Genomic DNA, 19,298 nt, shown 5'->3' with positions numbered 1-19,298 from the left:
GGAACAAGGATGACAAAGTTGAAGGAGACGACGTGAAGCCCGGCAAGGAACTGCTTTTCCTCGCACTCGGCGGTTCGGGCGAGATCGGGATGAACGTCAACCTCTACGGTTGCAACGGCAAGTGGCTGATGGTCGACCTCGGCATGACCTTCGCCGACCCCTACTATCCGGGGGTGGACCTGGTCTTCGCCGACCTCGAATTCATCGAGGAGCGCGCCGAAGACCTGCTCGGCATCGTGCTCACGCACGCGCACGAGGATCACATCGGCGCAGTTCCCTATTTCGCGCAGGAGCTCGGCGTGCCGCTTTATGCGACGCCGTTCACCGCGCGTCTGGTCAACGAGAAGCTGGTCGAGGCGGGGCTCGACAAGACCGTCGAGCTCAACGTCGTGCCCAACGAGGCCGCGTTCAGCCTGGGGCCGTTCGACATCCGCTACGTGCCGCTGGCGCATTCGATCGCCGAAGGCAATGCGCTGGTGATCGACACGCCCTATGGCCGCGTGTTCCACACCGGCGACTGGAAGCTCGATGACGAGCCGCGCATCGGGACCCCTGCGACCGAGGAGGAGCTGACCGCGATCGGCGACGAGGGCGTGCTCGCGCTCGTCTGCGATTCGACCAATGTTTTCAATCCCAACCCCTCGGGCTCCGAGGGCGCGGTGCGGGCGGGGCTGCTCGAGACGATCGAGCAGTTGAAGGGCCGCCGGGTGGTGGTGACGACTTTCGCCTCGAACGTCGCGCGGCTGCAGACGCTGGGCGAGGTGGCCGAGGCGACCGGGCGCCAGCTTTGCGTCGCCGGGCGCTCGCTCGACCGTATCATCGCGGTGTCGCAGGCCTGCGGTTACCTCCAGGACTTCCCCGATCCGATCTCGATGGATGCGGCGATGGACCTGCCGCGCGGCGAGGTGCTGATCCTCGCCACCGGCGGGCAGGGCGAGCCGCGCGCGGCGCTGTCGCGCATCGCCGCCGACCAGCACCCGATCAAGCTCGAGAAGGGCGACGTGGTGCTGTTCTCCAGCCGGCAGATCCCGGGCAACGAGCTGTCGATCGGGCGGATCCAGAACCAGCTCGTCGAAAAGGGCGTCCATCTGGTCACCGACCGGCAGTCGATGATCCACGTTTCGGGCCATCCGGGGCGGCCCGAGCTGGTCGCGCTCTACGACTGGCTGCGGCCGCAGATCCTGGTGCCGGTGCACGGCGAGATCCGCCACATGACCGAGCAGGCCCGCCTGGGCAAGGCCGAGGGCATCCCCCGCACGATCGTCCAGAAGAACGGCGATCTCGTCCGCCTCGCGCCCAATGGACCGCACAAGCTGACCGAAGTGCGCGCCGGGCGGCTCGTTCTCGACGGCGACATCATCGCGCCCGCCGATGGCGAGGCGATGGGCGTGCGGCGCAAGCTGGGGCAGGGCGGGATCGTCGCGGTCTCGCTGGCGGTGTCGCGCGATGGCAAGCTGGTCTCGCCGGTCCAGGTCGCGCCGGTCGGACTGCCGCTGGACGAGGACCTGCAGGACTTCATCATCGAGGCTGAAAGCGACGGCGCCGAGGCGGTGCGTACCCTCAAGGGCGACCGCAAGCGCGACCGCGTGGCGGTTGCCGAAGCGGTGCGGCTCGCGGTAAGGCGCGCGGCGCAGCGCTGGTCGGGCAAGAAGCCGGTGGTCCAGATCCTGCTGCGCGAAAGCTGAGCCTGAAAGGTGGCCGGACGATGAAGTGGACGTCGATCGTCGCGATCTATTCGCTGTTCTGGGTGTTCGCCGCGTTCCTGGTCATGCCGTTCGGGGTGCGGACGGCGGACGAGCTGGGGGTGGAGCGCGTGCCGGGACAGGCACATTCGGCGCCGGCCAACTGGCGTCCCGGGCGCGTCGCGCTGCGCGCCACGATCCTTTCGGCAGTGCTTTTCGGGCTCTACTACGTCAACTACGTGAACAAGTGGATCACGATCGACGATCTCGACGTCTCGCGCCTGATGGGCATCTGATCCAGCGCCGGGAGCGGCGCTCGAGGCGCGGTCAGACGCCTTCGAGCGCGTAGCCGGCCGAGCGCACGGTGCGCACGGGATCGGCGGCGCCGGGCAGGGCGATCGCCTGGCGCAGGCGGCGGATGTGGACGTCGACAGTGCGCAGTTCGATGTCCGATCCGCTGCCCCAGACTGCATCGAGCAGCTGTCCGCGCGAGAACACGCGGCCCGGGTGCTCCATGAAATGCTTGAGCAGGCGGAACTCGGTCGGGCCGATCTTGAGCGATTCCCCGCGGCGAGTGACGCGGTGCGCAGTGGGATCGAGCGTCAGGTCGCCGACGGTGATGGTTTCGCCAGCAAGCGCGGGCCGCACGCGGCGCAGCACCGCGCCGACACGGGCGATCAGTTCGCGCGGGGAGAACGGCTTGGTGACATAGTCGTCGGCGCCGGTTTCAAGCCCGCGCACCCGGTCGTCCTCGTCATGGCGGGCGGTCAGCATGATGATCGGCACGTGCGCGGTCGACTTGTTGCGGCGCAGGCGGCGGCAGACCTCGATGCCGCTGGTGCCGCCGATCATCCAGTCGAGCAGCACGAGATCGGGGGTGTCCTCGGCCGCCAGCAGCAGCGCCTCGTCGCCGTCATCGGTGGTGCGGACATCGTATCCTTCGCCACGGAAGCGGTATTCGACGAGTTCGGCCAGCGCGGTATCATCTTCGACGAGAAGCAGCTTGGGAGCCGACACACATTCCTCCGTGACAGTCCTGCGCGCAAGACACGCCAAATGTTACCGCCGTGTGACCAGCCCGCAGGGCAGTTTGTTACGCCGGCGGCGGAACGTCTTCGCGCTCGGGGAGATAGGTGCCGGTGGCGGCGTAATGGACCATTTCGGCGATGTTGGTCGCCTGGTCGCCGATCCGCTCGATGTTGCGAGCAACGAACATCAGTTGCGCCACGGAGCTGATCGTCGCGGGATTTTCGACCATGTAAGACACGAAGTTGCGGAACACGCTGTCGTAGAAGGCGTCGACCTTGGCGTCGCGCTGGACGATCTCGGCCGCCGCCACCGCATCGCGCGCGGCGTAGGCGGTGAGCACGTCGTGGACCATGTCGCCGGCCATCTCGTTCATCACCGGGAGCAGCGTCAGCGGCTCGAAGCGCTTGCGCCCTTCGATATGGCCGACGCGCTTGGCGATGTTCTTGGCATAGTCGCCGATGCGCTCGATCACCCCGGCGATCTTCAGCGCGGCGATCACTTCGCGCAGGTCGTCGGCCATCGGCGCCCGCAGCGCGAGGACGCGTACCGACAGGCGATCGACCTCCGCCTCGAGCTGGTCGATGCGCTTGTCGCGCGCGATCACGCCCTTGGCCAGTTCCTCGTTGCCCGAGACGAGCGAATCCATCGCCTCGGCGATCGAGAGTTCGGCAAGGCCGCCCATTTCCGCGACGAGCCCGCGCAGGCGGGTGATGTCCTCGTCGAATGCCTTGACGGTATGTTCGGCGACCATTTCGCGTTCCTTCAGCCGTAGCGACCGGTGATGTAGTCCTTCGTGCGCTCTTCCCGGGGGTTGGTAAAGATGTCGGACGTGGTGCCGTACTCGACGATCTTGCCCAGGTGGAAGAAGGCGGTCCGCTGCGAGACGCGCGCGGCCTGCTGCATCGAGTGGGTAACGATCACGATGGCGTAGCGGCCCCGCAGTTCGTCGATCAGTTCCTCGATGCGCGCGGTGGCGATGGGATCGAGCGCCGAGCACGGCTCGTCCATCAGGATCACTTCGGGATCGACCGCGATCGCGCGGGCGATGCACAGGCGCTGCTGCTGGCCGCCCGAAAGCGCCGTGCCGCTGTCGCTCAGGCGGTCCTTGACCTCGTCCCACAGGCCGGCGCGCTGAAGCGAGCTTTCGACGATCCCGTCGAGCTCGCTCTTGCTGCCGGTGATGCCGTGGATCTTCGGGCCATAGGCGATGTTGTCGTAGATCGACTTGGGGAACGGGTTCGGCTTCTGGAACACCATGCCGACGCGCGCGCGCAGCTGCACTACGTCCATGCCGGAACGGTAGATGTCCTCGCCGTCGAGCAGGATCTCTCCTTCGACGCGGGCGCCGGCAATCGTGTCGTTCATGCGGTTGAGCGAGCGCAGGAAGGTCGACTTGCCGCAGCCCGAAGGCCCGATGAACGCGGTCACGTAGCTCTTGGGAATGTCGATCGACACGGCGTCGATGGCGCGCTTGGCGCCATAGAACACCGAGACGTCCTTGGCGCTGATCTTCGCTTCGGCGACCGGGTCGGGAAACGGCGATGCAGGCGGCGTCGACGTCGGCGTCGGTGCGGGGGTCGGGGCGGGCGCGTTCATGTTACCACCGTTTTTCGAAGCGGTTGCGAAGGTAGATCGCAAGGCCGTTCATCAGGAGCAGGAAGACGAGCAGGACCACGATCGCCGCGCTGGTGCGCTCGATGAAGCCGCGGTCGATCTCGTCGGACCAGAGGAAGATCTGCACGGGCAGCACGCTCGACGGCGCGGTGAAGCCCGAGGGCGGGCTGGCGACGAAGGCGCGCATGCCGATCATCAGCAGCGGCGCGGTCTCGCCCAGCGCGCGCGCCATGCCGATGATCGTGCCGGTGAGGATGCCGGGCAGGGCGAGCGGCAGGACATGGTGGAACACCACCTGCACCGGGCTCGCGCCCATCGCCAGCGCGGCGTCGCGGATCGAGGGCGGCACCGCCTTGATCGCGTTGCGCCCCGAGATGACGATGACCGGCATCGTCATCAGCGCGAGCGTCATGCCGCCGATCACCGGCGCGGAACGCCAATTGGGAAACAGGCCGAGGAAGACCGCGAGGCCGAGCAGGCCGAAGATGATCGAGGGAACCGCCGCCAGGTTGTTGATCGAGATCTCGATCAGGTCGGTCCAGCGATTGCGGGTGGCGTATTCCTCGAGATAGAGCGCGGCGAGCACGCCGACGGGGAAGGCGAGGCCGAGCGTGACGAGCATCGTCAGGATCGAACCCTTGAGCGCCCCCCAGATGCCCACCGCCTGCGGACTGGTGGCGTCGGAGCGGGAGAGGAAGCCCCAGTCGATCGCGCGGACCAGCTGGCCCTTGCGGCCAAGGCCATAGGCCGCGTCCTGCAGCGCCTTGTCGCCGGAGCCACGGCGGGCGGCGGCAAGGTCGTCGCTGGCGGGCAGCGAGACGTCGACCGTCGCCTGCTCGAGCAAGTCGGGGTGCGCGACGATCCGCATGCCGAGGTCGCGCCACGCGCCGGGCGCGAGATAGCCCGCGCCGCCCGCGCCTAGCGCCTGGTCGGCGGCGGTGTCGACGATCATCGGCAGGCCGGCGCTTTCGAGCGCGCCGAGCGGATCGGCCTGCGACAGGCGCGCCGGATCGACCAGCAGCTGGCCCTTGAGCGGCACCTGGAAGCGCAACTCGGCGCGCTGGAAGCCGGCGATCCCGTTCGAGGTCATCGAGACCAGCAGGAACGCGAGGACCAGCGCCGAGAACACGATGGCCGAAAGGCCGAGCCAGCGAAACGCGCGGTCGGCGCGGTAGCGGCGGGCGAGCCCGGCCTGCATCCGCGCGCGGCGCGCCGTCTGGATCTGATCGATGCTGTCGCTCATCTGCCGGTCACTCGTAGGCTTCGCGGTAGCGCTTGACGACGCGCAACGCGATGAAATTCAGGGTCAGCGTGACCAGGAACAGGACCATGCCGAGCGCGAAGGCGGACAGCGTGGCGGGGTGGTCGAAACTGCCTTCGCCGGTCAGCATCGCCACGATCTGGAAGGTCACCGTGGTCATCGACTGGAACGGGTTGGCGGTCAGGTTGGCCGAAGCCCCTGCGGCCATGACCACGATCATGGTCTCGCCGATCGCGCGGCTGATCGCGAGCATCACGCCGGCGACGATGCCGGGCAGCGCAGCGGGCACCAGCACCTTGCTGATCGTCTCAGCCTTGGTCGCGCCCATCGCAAGGCTGCCGTCGCGCATCGCCTGCGGCACCGCCGCGATCGAATCGTCGGCCATCGACGAGACGAAGGGGATGATCATCACCCCCATCACGAGGCCCGCGGCAAGCGCGCTTTCGGTCGAGGCGCTCGAAATCCCGATCGCTTGCGCCGCATCGCGCACGGCCGGGGCGACGGTCAGCGCGGCGAAGTAGCCGTAGACCACCGTCGGCACGCCGGCGAGGATCTCGAGCAGGGGCTTCATCACCTGGCGGACGGTGTTCGAGGCGTACTGCGTCAGGTAGATCGCGCTCATCAGCCCGAGCGGGATGGCGACGATCATCGCGATGATCGCGCCGATGTAGATCGTGCCCCAGAACAGCGGGATGGCGCCGAACTGCTTGCCGTCGGGCGCGCCGCTGCTCATCGGGTCGGGCGCCCAGTGCGTGCCGAACAGGAAGTCGACGGGCGAGACCATGGTGAAGAAGCGCACCGTCTCGAACACCAGGCTGACGATGATGCCGAGCGTGGTCAGGATCGCGACCAGCGAGGCGACCAGCAGCAGGCCCATCACCGCGCGTTCGACCCGGGTGCGCGCGGTGAAATCGGGCTTGAGCCGGAGGAACGAGAAGATGCCGCCGGCCAGCGCGATCACCAGCGTCGCGACAAGGCCGATCACCTCGTAGCGGAAGATCGCCGCACGATAGGGCTCGACCAGGCCTTGCGCATCGGGGTTGAAGACCGCGGGCGCATTGCCGAGCGCGACCGCCTGCGCCTCCGCCAGCATCGAATCGCGCTCGAAGCCGAAGGCCGGCAGTGCCGCCGCGGCCGGATCCGAAAGCACGCTCTGGGTGACCAGTTCGGGGCTCAGCGCGTTCCACACCAACGCGAACAGCAGCGCGGGGACGGCGATCCACAGCGCCACGTACCAGGCGTGGAAGCCCGGCAGCGAGTGGATCCGCCCGAGCGGAGCGGAGCGGCGGAAGGCCCAGGCCCGCGAGCGTGCCGCCAGCCAGCCGACGAGACCCAACCCGAAGGCGAGCAGGAGCAGGATGGCTGGCGACATAATGCGATCGTCTTCCTTACTTCAGTTCGTTGCCGTCGAGCACGGGCAGGTCCGCGACGGCCTTGGTGCTCTTGGCGATCACGTCGTCGGGCGCGACGACCATGCCGAGCTTGGCCAGCAGTCCGCCCTTGCCCCACGCCTTTGACCATTCCGTGACATAACCCTGCAGCCCCGGGATCGCCTTGAGGTGCGCCTTCTTGACATAGATGTAGAGCGGGCGGGCGCCGGGATAGGTGAAGTCGGAAATGGTCTGGTAGGTCGGGGTGATGCCCGACATGGTCAGACCCTTGAGCTTGTCCGAATTCTCCTCGAGGTAGGAGAAACCGAAGATGCCGATCGCCTTGGGGTTGGCCTCGATCTTCTGCACGATCAGGTTGTCGTTCTCGCCGGCGTCGACATAGGCGCCGTCTTCACGCACTTCGCCGCAGATCGCCTCGTGCTTGTCCTTGTCGCTTTCCTTGAGCGCCTTCATCTCGGGGTTGGCGTCGCAACCCTTGCCCAGGATCAGCTCCTTGAGCGCATCGCGCGTGCCCGAGGTCGAGGGCGGGCCGTAGACCAGGATCGGCTCGTCGGGCAGCGCCGGGTTCACGTCCTTCCAGGTCTTGGCGGCGTTGGGCTTGCCGTAGGGGTTCTTGGCCAGCGCCTTGTAGACGTCCTCGGGCGTGAGCGCGATGCCGGGGCCCTTGCTGCCCTCGGCGAAGGCGACGCCGTCGAGGCCGACCTGGATCTCGACGATCTCCTTCACGCCGTTCTTCTGGCATTCCTCGAACTCGGACTTCTTCATCCGGCGCGAGGCGTCCTCGATGTCGGGGTGCTGCGGGCCGACGCCGGCGCAGAACAGCTTCATCCCCGCGCCCGTGCCGGTGGATTCGATGATCGGCGACTTGATCGAGGGATCCGACTTGGCAAGCTGCTCGGCCACCGCCTTGGCGAAGGGGTAGACGGTCGAGGAGCCGACCGCGCGCACCTGGTCGCGGCTGCCGCCACCCTGCGAGCCGCACCCGGCGAGCGAAAGCGCCGCGAGCGCGACGGTGGCGAGGGAAAGCGGAACGACGGTCTTGCTGCTCATCGGGGGAATCCTTCCTGACGCGATGGTTCTGGGCAAAGAAGTTGCGGGCAATGCGACGGTTTCGTGACGTTTTTGTTACAGTCAGGCCATGAGTCGGGCAGGCATGTCACGACGCCGTTGCCGCAATTGCGAAACGGATCGTGACGGTCGTCCCTACTCCGAGCGTACTGGAAATGTCGAGGTCGCCGCGATGGCGTTCCACGATGTGCTTGACGATCGCGAGACCGAGGCCGGTTCCCCCCGCCTGGCGGCTGCGCCCCGGATCGGTGCGGTAGAAGCGCCGGGTGAGGTAGGGGATGTGGTCGGGGTGGATGCCTTCGCCGCGGTCGGTCACGGTAAGCACCGCGTCGCGGCCGTCGTTGGCGACCGCCACGACCACCGGCTTGTCGGCGGCGCCGTACTTGAGCGCGTTGTCGATCAGGTTGCGGATCACCTGATCGAGCTGCTGGCGGTCGCCGGCGACGACGGCGGGGACGGCCGAGACCTGTACGCGATCCTCGCCGACCGTGGCGCCGACCTCGCCGACGATGCTCTCGGCGAGCTGGCCGAGATCGATCCGTTCGGTCGGCACTTCGTGCTTCTCGGCTTCGATCCGCGACAGGCTCATCAGGTCCTCGACCAGGCCCTGCAGGCGCTTGGCCTCGCGCAGGACGGTCGCATGGAAGCGCGCCGCGGTCGCCTTGTCGACCTTGGCGTCGGGATCGGACAGGGTCTCGATGTAGCCGATGATCGAGGCGAGCGGGGTGCGCAGTTCGTGGCTCGCATTGGCGACGAAATCGGTGTGGGCGCGGCTGATGTCCGCCTCGGCGGTGCGGTTGACCAGCTCGATCAGCGAGAAGCGGGTGTCGATCGACACGCGGTTGACCTGCCAGATCGAACGCGCCCCGGTCAGCCCGCGGACCATCGCGCTGCCCTCGGGCTGGTCGAGCAGCTTGACCGCGGCCGGATGGCGCAGCGCGACGCGGGCGTCCTGGCCGACGATGTGCGGCCCCAGCGCTTCGCGTGCGGCGGCATTGGCGGCGGCGATGCGCTGATTGTCGAGCATCAGCACGGGGACCGAGAACGGCTCGACGAGTTCGGCCATTGCATGGCGGCTCACGCTGCCTTCCTCCGCGCCGCGCGTCTCGACCGTCGGTTCGGGCCGCGACAGCCACAACGAGCCGAGCCAGAGGATCAGCACCGCGACCGCGAGCCAAGGATTTGCGCCGGCGAACGTCATGGCGATCGCGGTGCCGATGGCGATTGCGATGCCCGACCATGGAAGATTGGCGCCCTTCATCATCGGCCTGTCAATAGCATGCATGTTGCGAAGGGATGACACGAAGCTCGCGCGGGTTCGGCGGCAATCCGTCCGGTGGTCGTCACACCGCGGCTCTTGGCCTGCGCGCGGCTCGGGCGCGACACACCACCGGGCTCGCCTCGGGGAAGCCGTAGCCTGCCGGGATCGGCTCCCGGTCGACGACATTCCGGGCGGGAACCCCGGCAGGGGCTTCTCCGATGAACCTGGCGCTGTCGAGATGGCAGATCACGACGCTTGACGGCGGCGCTGCGCCGGCGGCGTCGTGCGGTAAGCTCGCCACGTTGGGTCTTTCCTGTTGCCCCGGTGCGCGGACGCCTAGCCGCTTGGCGGCCGCGACGCAACGTCCGTGCCAGCAATGCGGCGCCGCCGCGCCGGGTTCAGGCGCTGCGGCCCGTGGTCAGTGGTGGCTGGGCTGCGAGCGCGCCTTCTCCTCGTCCCACATCGCTTCCTCGAGCAGGGCGAGCAGGCCGCGGAAGTTGTTGTCCTCGGGAAGCGGGAAGGCGCTGCTGAGGCAGGCCCGCAGCGCCTCGCTGGTGCCCGAGCGCTCGGACGCGAGACCGAGCTTCTTCAATTGCTCCTCCTTGCTCGACAGGGAATCGAGCTCGTCGGCGAAGCGGTTGATGAGCGCGACGTCTTCGGTGCTGGTGAGGCTGATAGCCGCGCTCCGCAGCCGCTGCGCTGCGCTTGAGAGGCGTGAGCCCATGTCGAAATACCTGCCATTTTCACCGTGCCGAGTTTCAGATTTCAACCCGACCGGCTCATGCGCGTTCCACCGCTAGTCTCGTAAGTGCCTCAATTCACGGATAAAACTGGGTCCATTTCGGACCTCGCCCGAAGCCCGCATGCCGCGGGCCTTGCTCGCGCACGGCGGTGATCCACGCCCATGGCAGTCGGGCGGGGTTCGGACACGCCGACCAAACCCCGTCCTTCCTGGCGATCAGTCGTGGCCCTTGCTCATGAACTGTTCGACCACGTTCGACATGTCGAAGCTCTTGCCGCCCTGGACCGGGGGGTACTTGGCGAGCGTCATCAGGTGCTCCTTCATCATCTCGCCCATCGGCCCGGTCTGCCACGAGACCTTCTGGATCAGGTGACCGTAGGAGTCGCTGTTGTCGTAGCTTTCGAACGGGTCCATGCGGATGTTGAACACCAGCGGCTTGGAGCGGCCGACGATCGTGCCGTAGTAGTCCTCGGCCGTCGAGAAGTGCCACTTCCACGGCCCCATCCGCATCGCGGTGAGCTTGGATTCGTTGTAGTGGAAGATGTGGTTGCGGGCCGAGTCCTCGGACTTTCCGAGCCAGTAGTCGAGGTTGTTGACGCCATCGATGTACTGGTTCTTCTCGGCGAGGACCTTTTCGCGCACGTCCGGCACGCCTGCGGCCGCGGCCAGCGTGGTGAACATGTCCTGGTGCGACTGGATACCGTTCTTGAGCTGGAGCGGCTCGATCACGCCCGGCCAGCGCAGCATCGAGATCACCCGGACGCCGCCTTCGTAGGTGGTCATCTTCTCGCCCCGCCACGGCGTTGTTCCGCCGTGCGGCCACGACGAGTGCTCGGGGCCGTTGTCGGTCGAGTACCAGACGATGGTGTTCTCGTCGAGGCCGTGTTCCTTGAGGAAATCGAGCACCAGGCCGACGTCATGATCGTGCTGGAGCATGCCCGAGCCGTGGATGTCGGCCTCGGACGAGTACTTTTCCGCCGCGTAGCGCCACTTGTCGTTGAGCCGGGTGTAGAGGTGCATGCGACTGGTGTTGAGCCACACGAAGAACGGTTCGTCGGCATCCTTGGCGTTCTTCATGAAATCGAGCGCCTTCGGGATGAACTCGGCCGCGTCGACGTCGTGCATGCGCTCCTGGTGGAGCGGGCCGGTATCCTCGATCTTCTGCTTGCCGACGCGGCCAAAGCGGGGGTCTTCGGTGGGATCGTCGACGTCGGTGGCGAAGCTGTGGATCACGCCGCGCGCGCCGAACTTCTTTTCGTATTCCTCGAGGCTGCCCGAATACGCTTTGGCGAAGTTCTGATAGTCGCGCTGCTGGTCTTCCTCGGACACATTGAGGTGGTAGAGGTTGCCGAAGAATTCGTCGAAGCCGTGGTTGGTCGGCAGATGCTCGTTGCGGTCGCCGAGGTGGCTCTTGCCGAAGTGGCCGGTCCGGTAGCCGGCTTCCTTCATAACTTCGGCGAGGCAGGGCGAAGCCTTCTGCAGCCCCAGGGCATCGCCTGGCTGTCCGACGGTGACCATGCCCGAACGGATCGGGTACTGCCCGGTGATGAACGCAGCGCGCCCGGCGGTGCACGACTGCTGGGCGTAGTGGTCGGTAAAGCGGATTCCGCCGAGACCGATGCTGTCGATGTTCGGGGTGGTGTAGCCCATCGTCCCGAGCCCGTAGGCACTGACATTCTGCCAGCCGATGTCGTCTCCCCAGATGACCAGGATATTCGGTTTCGAAGCCATGTTCGTTCTCCGCGGGTGAATTGCTCGCAAGTAACGCGATCCGAGCCTTCGGGCTCGGCCCCATGGAGTACCGCTCCGCCGCGGGCGTGTTCACCGGGGAAAACCCCGACGCGGCCGGGCGGCGCTTCCTATCGCGCGATTTGTGCAGGGAAGGGGGAGGTGCAGCAATGCTGGCCCCGCGCCTTCGCCCGAGTCGATGCGGCGCAGCATGGCGCCCAGGACAAACGGCGAATCGGACCGAGACGCGATCGTTCGGGGAGCCGGTTGCGGTGCGCAACCGAGCGGGTTTTTGCGGAGCTTTCGCTCCAATTGCTGCGCGGCACCTAAGTGACCGGGCCCTCGCCCGGTCCGGTGAAAGACCGGATTTGACGCGAGATTGTAATTTAAGGGGAAAAATCGCGGAATGGCAGTAGCTTACGAGACGAATTAAACAGGTTTTTAGTATTACCGGTGAGTAACCAAACTGTGATTTTTGCCTAATTACTTTACCGGATAGGAAAATGGAAATATACCTACGCGAAGTCTCAGGCAGGGCGGTCGGGTGGAACCTCGGAGTCTTCCCAAAGTCCTATTGGGAGTGATGGATCGTGGTTCGTGGGGGACCTTCGGAATTGATTGCGATGCAATCGCAGCATGCCACGCAAACTTCGGCGGAGCGCCCGGCTCCATCGGTCAGTGGCGCCGTACAACTGTTGATCGACAATCTTCCCGTCCAGATTGCGATTGCCGGCGCGGACTGGCGGATCCTGAAGCTCAACCAGGCCTGGACCGAACGCGCCACGACCGAGGACGAATCTCCGCTCCTGGCCAAGGGACAGAACTTCCGCAGCTACTGGCAATGGATGCAAGCGTCAGGAACCACCGAGGCGCGGCACGTCGTCGAACGGCTCGACCGCTTCTCCGCGGGGGCCGGTTGCCCCGTGCAACTGACGGTCCGCAACGGCGAGAAAGGAAAATTCTGGCACCTTTCGTTGAGCCGCATCGATCTTCACGGCGTGCGCTATACCATCATCTCGCGTTCGGACGTGAGCGAGTTGTTCCAGCTTCGCCACGAAAAGCGGTCGCTCAACATCAGTCTGATGCAGGCGCGCTCCAATCTCGCGCGGGTCCACGACGAGGAGCGCTTGCGGCTCGCCCGTGACCTGCACGATACTGCTGCGCAGCATCTGATCGGGATGAACCTGATGCTGGCCCAGCTGAAGAGCGCGCCGGCCGAGAATCTCTGCGCCGAAGTGATCGACGACCTGTCCGGGATGCTGGCCCAGTTCCACAAGGAGCTGCGCGGCCTGACCTACCTGCTGCACCCGCCCCAACTGGAGCAGCATGGGCTGCATGGCGCGGTCCTGCTGCTTTGCGAGGGGTTCGCGCGGCGGTCGGGACTCGAAGTCGACGCACGGGTCTACGGCTGCGATCTCCATCGCACGTCGGCCGCAGAGAGCGCCATCTATCGCGTGCTGCAGGAGACGCTCAGCAACGTCTACCGGCACGCGGCGGCCACGCGCGTGCGCGTCCGCCTGAGCGACCGGCCCGATGCGCTGGAACTGGTCGTGTGCGACGACGGCAAGGGGCTGCGCAACGGCGTGACCTGCGCCCCGGCGCGCAACGAGATGACGTTCGGCGTGGGGATCGCCGGGATGACCGCCCGCGTTGCCGAACTGGGCGGGGTGCTTCGGATCGATACTCGCAAGGGCGGCCACGGCACGATCATCGTCGCGCATCTGCCTCGTGACGGCGGACACCGCGACTTAGACCCCGCCGCGCTGGGCGCGGAGGGTGCGGACATTTCGTCGGCCATCTCGTCCGCCTTCGCCTGAAGCCGGTGCCCCAGTCGCCGATCGACCGGCGATGGAATTACACCCGCCGGCGTGCTCAGGCTTCGACGATGTTGTTGCGCACCGCGTAGCGCACGAGTTCGGCGGTGGTGCGCAGCTTTAGCTTGTGCATCACCGCTGCGCGGTGGGTCTCCACCGTCTTGATGCTGATGTTCAGCATGTGGCCGATTTCCTTGTTGATGCGGCCTTCGGCGATCAGCTGGACGACTTCGCGCTCGCGGTGGGTCAAGGTCGCCTGCGCCGCGGGTGCAGACCCGAGGAAGCGCTCGAGCAAGGTCTCCGAAATGACCCCCGGAGAAGTAGGGGCGATGGATCGACAGCGCATCGACCGCGGCCAGCAGGTGGCGCTCGGTATCCGACTTGAGGACATAGGCGCGTGCGCCCGCGCGCAGGACTTCCAGCACCAGTTCCTCGCGGTCGTGCATGGTATAGATCATCACCTCGACCCGCGGCATCTCGCGCTTGATCGAAAGCGTCAGGTCCAGCCCGTTCATTTCCGGGAGTGAATAATCGAGAATGACGATGTCGGGCCTGGTGCTGCGCGCTTCCTCGAGCGCCTCGCGGCCCTTGGTGGCCTCGGCCACGATGTGCAGGTTGGACCGGGTTTCCAGCAGCGCGCGAACGCCCCGGCGGACGACGTCGTGATCGTCCGCGATCAGCACGCGGCGAGTCGGGCTACTCACTTGCGCCCTTCCTCGCCCCGAATGCGAACACGTCGAACTCCTCAGTCGGTCCCACTACGGGCAACCCGCCCGCACACCAATAGCGCGCCTGTTGCATCCGGGCATCTTCCGGGAAGACCGGAACGATAGCTATCAGGAAAAACCCCGGGAAGGAACGATCCGAGCGGCAGTTTTTGCGGCGAACCGGCCTCGCGCCGGATGCGCGCGCCAGCGGCCAGGCCCCGATCGCTCCCTTGCGGACCGGTGGTGCAAGAACGGCCCCTTCGGGCGCCGCGGAGTTCAACCCGAAATCTCCGCAGCGCCCTGCCGTTGCCCCGGTGCCTGCGGCGGGGGGGAGGTTATGACAGGCACGACCGGGGGCGGCGTCTGAAGATGCGGCCGGCTGCGCACGATTGCGCAGACTCGCATATCCGTCCCAATGCTCCCGTTCGTCTCACCTTGTGAGCGGCGTATTTATCGGGATTAGCCATGACTTGGCGGCGCGCGATCCCGGACAGGGGGCAGGAACCTCTCCCGTTCGCCCGGTCCATTCGCTGGATCAGCGCTGCGCCGAAGCGGGCGGAAGCGACGGCTGGGCCGCAGACGGGGCCGGCGGATCGAAGCTGCCGGGCGGGTGCGCGCGCATCATCGTCAGGACATCGACAATCGCGGCCTGAGGCTCGCGGATCGCGCCGCCGTTGGGACGGTCGATGTCGATCGTCAGGATGTAGGCGAGCGAGAACAGCGCAAGGAGCACGCTGGGCGCCGGGCGCCAGCGCGAGCCGTTGGAGACGCAGCCAAGGATGAAGGCGCTGATCGCCATGTAGAGCAGCAGCGTGGCGAGCACCCGCGGCGGGACGTGCGCGCGTCGAGCGGCGACGCGCGCGGCGCCCGCATCGATCGTCGCGTTCATCGCCTCGAGGAACGGCCGCGAGACGGTGTCGTTGGCGACCGGGCGGATCGCCTCGATCGTCGCGCGCCACAGGCGGATCTGCCCTTCGTCCGATTGCGCGAGCAGGGCCTCGCGCTTGCGCGGGTCGCTCGCCTCGGCGAGCGCGAGGTGGTTGGCCGAATAGCGCTGCAGCAAGGTGCTGACGCGCGTGCGGGCCGGTTCTTCCAGCATCTGCGCGCGCAAGTAGGTCGTGCCGATCGCGTTCGCCTCCTCCAGCGCCAGCTCGCGGCGATGGTCGTACCGGTCGATCGCAAGGTTGAACGTGAAGCCCAGCAGCAGCGCCATCAACCCCAGCGCCCCCGACACGATGTAGCCTTCCTCGCTGTTCCCGCCGCCTTCGCGCCGGTTCATGCGGCGCTTGACCAGCGCACCCATCTGCATCGCCGCGATAAGCACCGCGAACACCAGCAGCCCCAGCAGAGGCAGAGGGGCAGTACTGAGCAAGCCCTCGGCATGGTCCATCGTGTCGTCTCCCTGTCATCGCCGGCCAGGCCGATCACCGGCCGAGCTGGTCGGCGGGAAAGCTGATCGGAGGCGAGGGGGCCTGCAACCGGTGGAAACCCGCAGACGCGAGCCGGACGAACCTGATGCCTCGGGACCGCCACAGACGGCCCGGCACTTGGAAATCCGTGGCTTGCGGTAGAGATCGGGGGCCCTGTCGGGAATGATGATGCCGCGCTGCAAGGGGAAACCCCGATGCCTGTCGGGTGCCGATCAGGTCAGGTTGTGCAGGCCCAGGTCCTGGCGTGGACACGCGGGAGGGAACCTGCGCGGACAGGAGACGTCACATGAAAAATGTTTGCCGCGTGGGCGCGGTTCTGGGCGCGACGATGGCAATGTCGCAGCCCGCCATCGCGCAGGAGATCGACGACAAGTACTGGATCGAGGTTGGCGCCTATCTCCCCGACGTGGACTCGCAGGTGCGCGTCGCGGCCACGAACCGCCCTCAGGTCGCGAGCACGATTGATCTCGAATCCGACCTCGACCTCAGCAAGCGCAAGGCTCTGCCCCAGGTCAACGCGGGGCTGCGCTTCGGCAGCGGGCGCTGGTCGCTCGACACCGAGTTCTACTCGCTGCGTCGGCGCGGCAGCGCGACGCTGCGCCGTGACATCGCATTCGACGATGCGGTCTATCCCGTCGGAGGTCGGCTCGACAGCGGGTTCGATTCGAGCGTCTATCGCGCGACCGTGGGCTATGCCTTCGTCAAGGACGACAACACGCGGATCGGCGCGGCGCTCGGGGTTCACGCCACCGACTTCACGGTTCGCCTGTCCGGCGCGGCGCGGGTCGGCGAGGCGACGGTGACCGGGGCTACGCGGCGCCGCACGCTGCTCGCGCCGTTGCCGACCATCGGCCTTTTCGCCCGCCAGCAGATCGCGCCCGGGGTCACCTTGTCGGGGCGGATCGACTATCTGTCGCTGAAGATTTCCGACTACAAGGGCCGCCTCGTCAACGCCCAGGGCGCCGTGACGTGGCGCTTTGCCAGGAACTTCGGCATCGGCGCGATGTACCGCTATGTCGATTACCGGGTCGATGTCGACAAGCCGCGCTGGAACGGCCGCCTGAAGTACGGCTTCAGCGGCCCGGCGCTGTTCCTGCGCGCCGGCTTCCGTTGAGCGGCACGCTGCGTCATCCCCGGATGACGCAGCGGAAGCCTACGTGGCTGGTCGATGTGTCGGTCGGCTGGGCATGGCGCGCCGCCGGCCGATAGCGGCGGCAGTAGTTCGGCGCGCAAAGATGCGATCCCCCCTTGAGCACCTTGCGGGGGATGGTGATGCCGGGGAGCGCCGGGTCGAAGCTCTGCTCGCGCTCGGCGCCCAGTGGATTGCGCACCGCGCAGCAGGGCCGTTCGGCGTTGACCGGGCGCCGCGCGGTGAAATAGTCCTGCGTCCACTCCCAGACGTTGCCGATCATGTCGCTGAGCCCGAAGCCGTTCGGCGGGAACGCGCCGACCGGGGAGGTGCGGGCATAGCCGTCGAGCAGCAGGTTCTCGTTGGGAAAGTGGCCCTGCCAGAAGTTCGCCATCGCGCGCCCCTCGGGCATCAGCTCGTCGCCCCAGGCAAATTCGCTGCCCTCGAGCCCGCCGCGGGCGGCATACTCCCATTCGGCCTCGGTCGGCAGCGACTTGCCCGCCCAGGCGGCATAGGCTTCGGCATCGGCATAAGCCACGTGCACCACCGGATGATCGTCGAGCCCCTCGATCGACGAGCCCGGACCCTGGGGGTGGCGCCAGTCCGCGCCCGGGCGATACTGCCACCACTGGGTGATGTTCGAATGGTCGGTCACCCGATGGCGCGGCGGATCGAACACCAGCGATGCGGGCTGCAGCATTTCCGGCAGGGCGCCGGGATAGTCGGCCGGATCGGCGGAGAGTTCGGCGTTGGTGACATGGCCGGTGGCCTCGACGAACGCCGCGAACTGGCGGTTGGTCACCGGGCCGACGTCGATCCAGAAGCCGTCGACGGCCACGCGCTGCGTCGGGGCCTCTTCGGGATAATGGCGGTCCGAGCCCATTACGAACTGCCCGCCAGCGATGAACGCCATGTCCGCGGTGCTCGTCGTGCCGGTCGGTTGCGGCCTGTCGGAATTTGCGAGCGCCCTCATGATGGCTTCTCCATGCGCAGATGATGCGGGGGTCAGATGATGCGGGTTTCGATGCTGAAGAACAGCAGCACCCCGGCGATGGACATCATCGACGCCAGCACCAGGACCGGGCGGCCGAGGCGGAACTCCTCGATCCGCTGCAACTCCTTGAGCGTCGCCCAATAGCCGATCGTGCCTAGGATTATCGACACCGTGCCGGTGCCCGCGAGGAACAAGCCGACCAGTTGTGCGCTGTGCGCCGCCTGCGACGTTGCGGATTGCGCCATGCCCTGCAGGAACTTGTAGATGGTGAAGCCGAAGCTGTACATCGACAGCGCCGTGCGGATCCACGCCATCAGCGTCCGGTCGGCCGCGAGAATGGTGCGGGTCTGGCCGAGGTCCTTTGGCAGGAAGGCCGGGTGAGGATGGTTCATTCGGGTCGTTCCTCTGCCAGCGGGTGGCCGCCGAGCTCCTGGATGTCGCGGCCTAGGAAGAAGCCGAGGCCGGTACGGATCGCGGCGATCGCCGCGAGCTGGCCGATGTCGTCCCAGGTCGGCGCGATCGCGGTGCGGATGATGTCGGCGCCCAGAGCGAACTCGAGCGAGAGCAGGATGGCGGCGGCAAAATCGACCCAGATCGCCCGCGCCGTGCGGATGCTCAGGCGGCTCTGCACGAAGTTTCCGGCAAGCAGCACGATCGCCCGCAGGCCGCCTACCAGCACCACGAGCACGACCACGATCTCCAGAGCGAGCCCCGCCGTTTCCGAAAGTATCTTCAGCGTTTCTTCCATCGGAGACTCCCGTCGATCCGCCCCGACAATGAACCCTGGCCCGGCGAGCGCCATCGGTGATTTCCCCGGGGACGCCGCTGCGGATTTCCCGAGCTTCGCGGCGCTTTGCCGCGCCCTGGGCAACTGCGGCGACCCGGGATTTTCCCTGGCCCTTCGCCCGGACAAGTCCCGGTGGCGGAGGGGGGCGCGCTCGCTAGGCTGCCCGCAGGCGAACGGAGCAAGCCATGATTGACCCTCATAGTGCCGATCAGCTGGAGCTGATCGACGACAACGCATCCACCGAACTCTCGTCGAACCGCACCGCGATGTCCTTCGCGCGCAGCGAGATGTCGGGCGACCGCACGCTGATGTCGGTGATCCGCACTGCGCTGTCGCTGATCGGCTTCGGCTTTACCATCTACCAGTTCTTCAAGTCGGTGCAGCCCGAGCTGGCCAACGGCAAGCTTCCGCCCGAAGCGCCGCTCCGCTTCGGGCTCTCGCTGATCGTGCTGGGGGTGGTGCTGCTGGTGCTGGGCGTCATCGGGCACTGGCGGCAGGTGCGCTCGTTCCGCGAGCGCCGCGAACGGCTCTATTCGCTGGGGCTGATGCATCACCTGCCCGAGCATCGCATCTCGGCGGTGTGGGTCATCGCCGTGCTGCTTCTGCTGGTGGGCCTCTTCGCCATCCTGCGGATCGCCTTCGGCATCGGGCCGTTCTGAAG

At 66.8% G+C, this 19,298-nt stretch carries 20 protein-coding genes and 1 pseudogene; 5 read left to right on the top strand and 16 right to left on the bottom strand.

Annotated features, from left to right (window positions below; genetic code table 11):
* The first annotated feature begins 32 nt into the window (after window positions 1–32).
* Complete coding sequence (locus K3A85_RS14600; RefSeq protein WP_225207238.1) at window positions 33–1,685, top strand: ribonuclease J; 1,653 nt, start codon at window positions 33–35, stop codon at window positions 1,683–1,685.
* A gap of 20 nt (window positions 1,686–1,705) precedes the next feature.
* Entirely contained in the window at window positions 1,706–1,978 is a 273-nt protein-coding gene (locus K3A85_RS14595; protein ID WP_225207237.1) for a DUF1467 family protein, read from the top strand.
* Between the two features lie 31 nt (window positions 1,979–2,009).
* Here the strand turns inward: K3A85_RS14595 and phoB are convergent, their stop codons facing one another.
* The 10 genes from phoB to K3A85_RS14545 form a co-directional block, all read right to left on the bottom strand.
* Window positions 2,010–2,699, bottom strand: a complete 690-nt coding sequence (phoB, locus tag K3A85_RS14590; RefSeq protein ID WP_225207236.1) for a phosphate regulon transcriptional regulator PhoB — start codon at window positions 2,697–2,699, stop codon at window positions 2,010–2,012.
* Between the two features lie 76 nt (window positions 2,700–2,775).
* A complete protein-coding gene (gene phoU, locus K3A85_RS14585; RefSeq protein ID WP_225207235.1) occupies window positions 2,776–3,462 on the bottom strand; it encodes a phosphate signaling complex protein PhoU in 687 nt (228 codons plus the stop codon).
* 11 nt (window positions 3,463–3,473) lie between these two features.
* A complete protein-coding gene (gene pstB / locus K3A85_RS14580; RefSeq protein WP_225207234.1) occupies window positions 3,474–4,307 on the bottom strand; it encodes a phosphate ABC transporter ATP-binding protein PstB in 834 nt (277 codons plus the stop codon).
* Between the two features lies 1 nt (window position 4,308).
* Window positions 4,309–5,568, bottom strand: coding sequence for a phosphate ABC transporter permease PstA (pstA, locus tag K3A85_RS14575; protein WP_225207233.1), 1,260 nt, complete (start codon window positions 5,566–5,568; stop codon window positions 4,309–4,311).
* Window positions 5,569–5,575: 7 nt separating this feature from the next.
* On the bottom strand, window positions 5,576–6,958 hold the full coding sequence (gene pstC, locus K3A85_RS14570) for a phosphate ABC transporter permease subunit PstC (protein ID WP_225207232.1): 1,383 nt from the start codon (window positions 6,956–6,958) through the stop codon (window positions 5,576–5,578).
* 16 nt (window positions 6,959–6,974) lie between these two features.
* A complete protein-coding gene (locus tag K3A85_RS14565; protein WP_225207231.1) occupies window positions 6,975–8,027 on the bottom strand; it encodes a substrate-binding domain-containing protein in 1,053 nt (350 codons plus the stop codon).
* 106 nt (window positions 8,028–8,133) lie between these two features.
* A complete protein-coding gene (locus K3A85_RS14560) occupies window positions 8,134–9,309 on the bottom strand; it encodes a sensor histidine kinase (RefSeq protein ID WP_225207230.1) in 1,176 nt (391 codons plus the stop codon).
* A 79-nt stretch (window positions 9,310–9,388) separates the two neighbouring features.
* A complete protein-coding gene (locus K3A85_RS14555) occupies window positions 9,389–9,607 on the bottom strand; it encodes a hypothetical protein (protein WP_225207229.1) in 219 nt (72 codons plus the stop codon).
* 117 nt (window positions 9,608–9,724) lie between these two features.
* On the bottom strand, window positions 9,725–10,030 hold the full coding sequence (locus K3A85_RS14550) for a hypothetical protein (protein WP_225207228.1): 306 nt from the start codon (window positions 10,028–10,030) through the stop codon (window positions 9,725–9,727).
* Window positions 10,031–10,264: 234 nt separating this feature from the next.
* Window positions 10,265–11,779, bottom strand: coding sequence for an arylsulfatase (locus tag K3A85_RS14545; RefSeq protein ID WP_225207227.1), 1,515 nt, complete (start codon window positions 11,777–11,779; stop codon window positions 10,265–10,267).
* Window positions 11,780–12,471: 692 nt separating this feature from the next.
* On the opposite strand from K3A85_RS14545, the gene K3A85_RS14540 reads away from it, so the two are divergent.
* Window positions 12,472–13,593 carry a sensor histidine kinase gene (locus tag K3A85_RS14540; RefSeq protein WP_225207226.1) on the top strand — a complete coding sequence of 374 codons (1,122 nt, stop codon included), beginning with the start codon at window positions 12,472–12,474 and terminating at the stop codon, window positions 13,591–13,593.
* A gap of 55 nt (window positions 13,594–13,648) precedes the next feature.
* Here the strand turns inward: K3A85_RS14540 and K3A85_RS18150 are convergent, their stop codons facing one another.
* From K3A85_RS18150 to K3A85_RS14530, 3 genes and pseudogenes are all read right to left on the bottom strand, one after another.
* Complete coding sequence (locus K3A85_RS18150; RefSeq protein WP_318248091.1) at window positions 13,649–13,885, bottom strand: response regulator transcription factor; 237 nt, start codon at window positions 13,883–13,885, stop codon at window positions 13,649–13,651.
* 112 nt (window positions 13,886–13,997) lie between these two features.
* A pseudogene (locus K3A85_RS18145) lies at window positions 13,998–14,273 on the bottom strand (response regulator); the annotation flags it as partial.
* Window positions 14,274–14,832: 559 nt separating this feature from the next.
* Window positions 14,833–15,687 (bottom strand): bestrophin-like domain, encoded by an 855-nt coding sequence (locus tag K3A85_RS14530; RefSeq protein ID WP_225207225.1) that lies wholly within the window; start codon window positions 15,685–15,687, stop codon window positions 14,833–14,835.
* A gap of 326 nt (window positions 15,688–16,013) precedes the next feature.
* Here K3A85_RS14530 and K3A85_RS14525 point away from each other — a divergent pair, with 326 nt between their 5' ends.
* Window positions 16,014–16,841, top strand: a complete 828-nt coding sequence (locus tag K3A85_RS14525; protein WP_225207224.1) for a hypothetical protein — start codon at window positions 16,014–16,016, stop codon at window positions 16,839–16,841.
* Window positions 16,842–16,854: 13 nt separating this feature from the next.
* Here the strand turns inward: K3A85_RS14525 and K3A85_RS14520 are convergent, their stop codons facing one another.
* The 3 genes from K3A85_RS14520 to K3A85_RS14510 all read right to left on the bottom strand — a co-directional run bounded on the left by K3A85_RS14520 (window position 16,855) and on the right by K3A85_RS14510 (window position 18,598).
* Window positions 16,855–17,769, bottom strand: a complete 915-nt coding sequence (locus K3A85_RS14520) for a formylglycine-generating enzyme family protein (RefSeq protein WP_225207373.1) — start codon at window positions 17,767–17,769, stop codon at window positions 16,855–16,857.
* Window positions 17,770–17,861: 92 nt separating this feature from the next.
* Window positions 17,862–18,242, bottom strand: a complete 381-nt coding sequence (locus K3A85_RS14515; RefSeq protein WP_225207223.1) for a YidH family protein — start codon at window positions 18,240–18,242, stop codon at window positions 17,862–17,864.
* Window positions 18,239–18,598, bottom strand: coding sequence for a DUF1622 domain-containing protein (locus K3A85_RS14510; RefSeq protein ID WP_225207222.1), 360 nt, complete (start codon window positions 18,596–18,598; stop codon window positions 18,239–18,241). The genes K3A85_RS14515 and K3A85_RS14510 overlap by 4 nt, the downstream gene beginning before the upstream one ends.
* Window positions 18,599–18,822: 224 nt before the next feature.
* Between K3A85_RS14510 and K3A85_RS14505 the strand changes: the two genes are divergently transcribed.
* Window positions 18,823–19,296 (top strand): DUF202 domain-containing protein, encoded by a 474-nt coding sequence (locus K3A85_RS14505; protein ID WP_225207221.1) that lies wholly within the window; start codon window positions 18,823–18,825, stop codon window positions 19,294–19,296.
* Window positions 19,297–19,298: the final 2 nt, after the last annotated feature.

Source organism: Novosphingobium huizhouense, from assembly GCF_020179475.1.
Classification (GTDB): domain Bacteria; phylum Pseudomonadota; class Alphaproteobacteria; order Sphingomonadales; family Sphingomonadaceae; genus Novosphingobium; species Novosphingobium huizhouense.
This window is presented reverse-complemented; position numbering and strand designations above follow the sequence as displayed.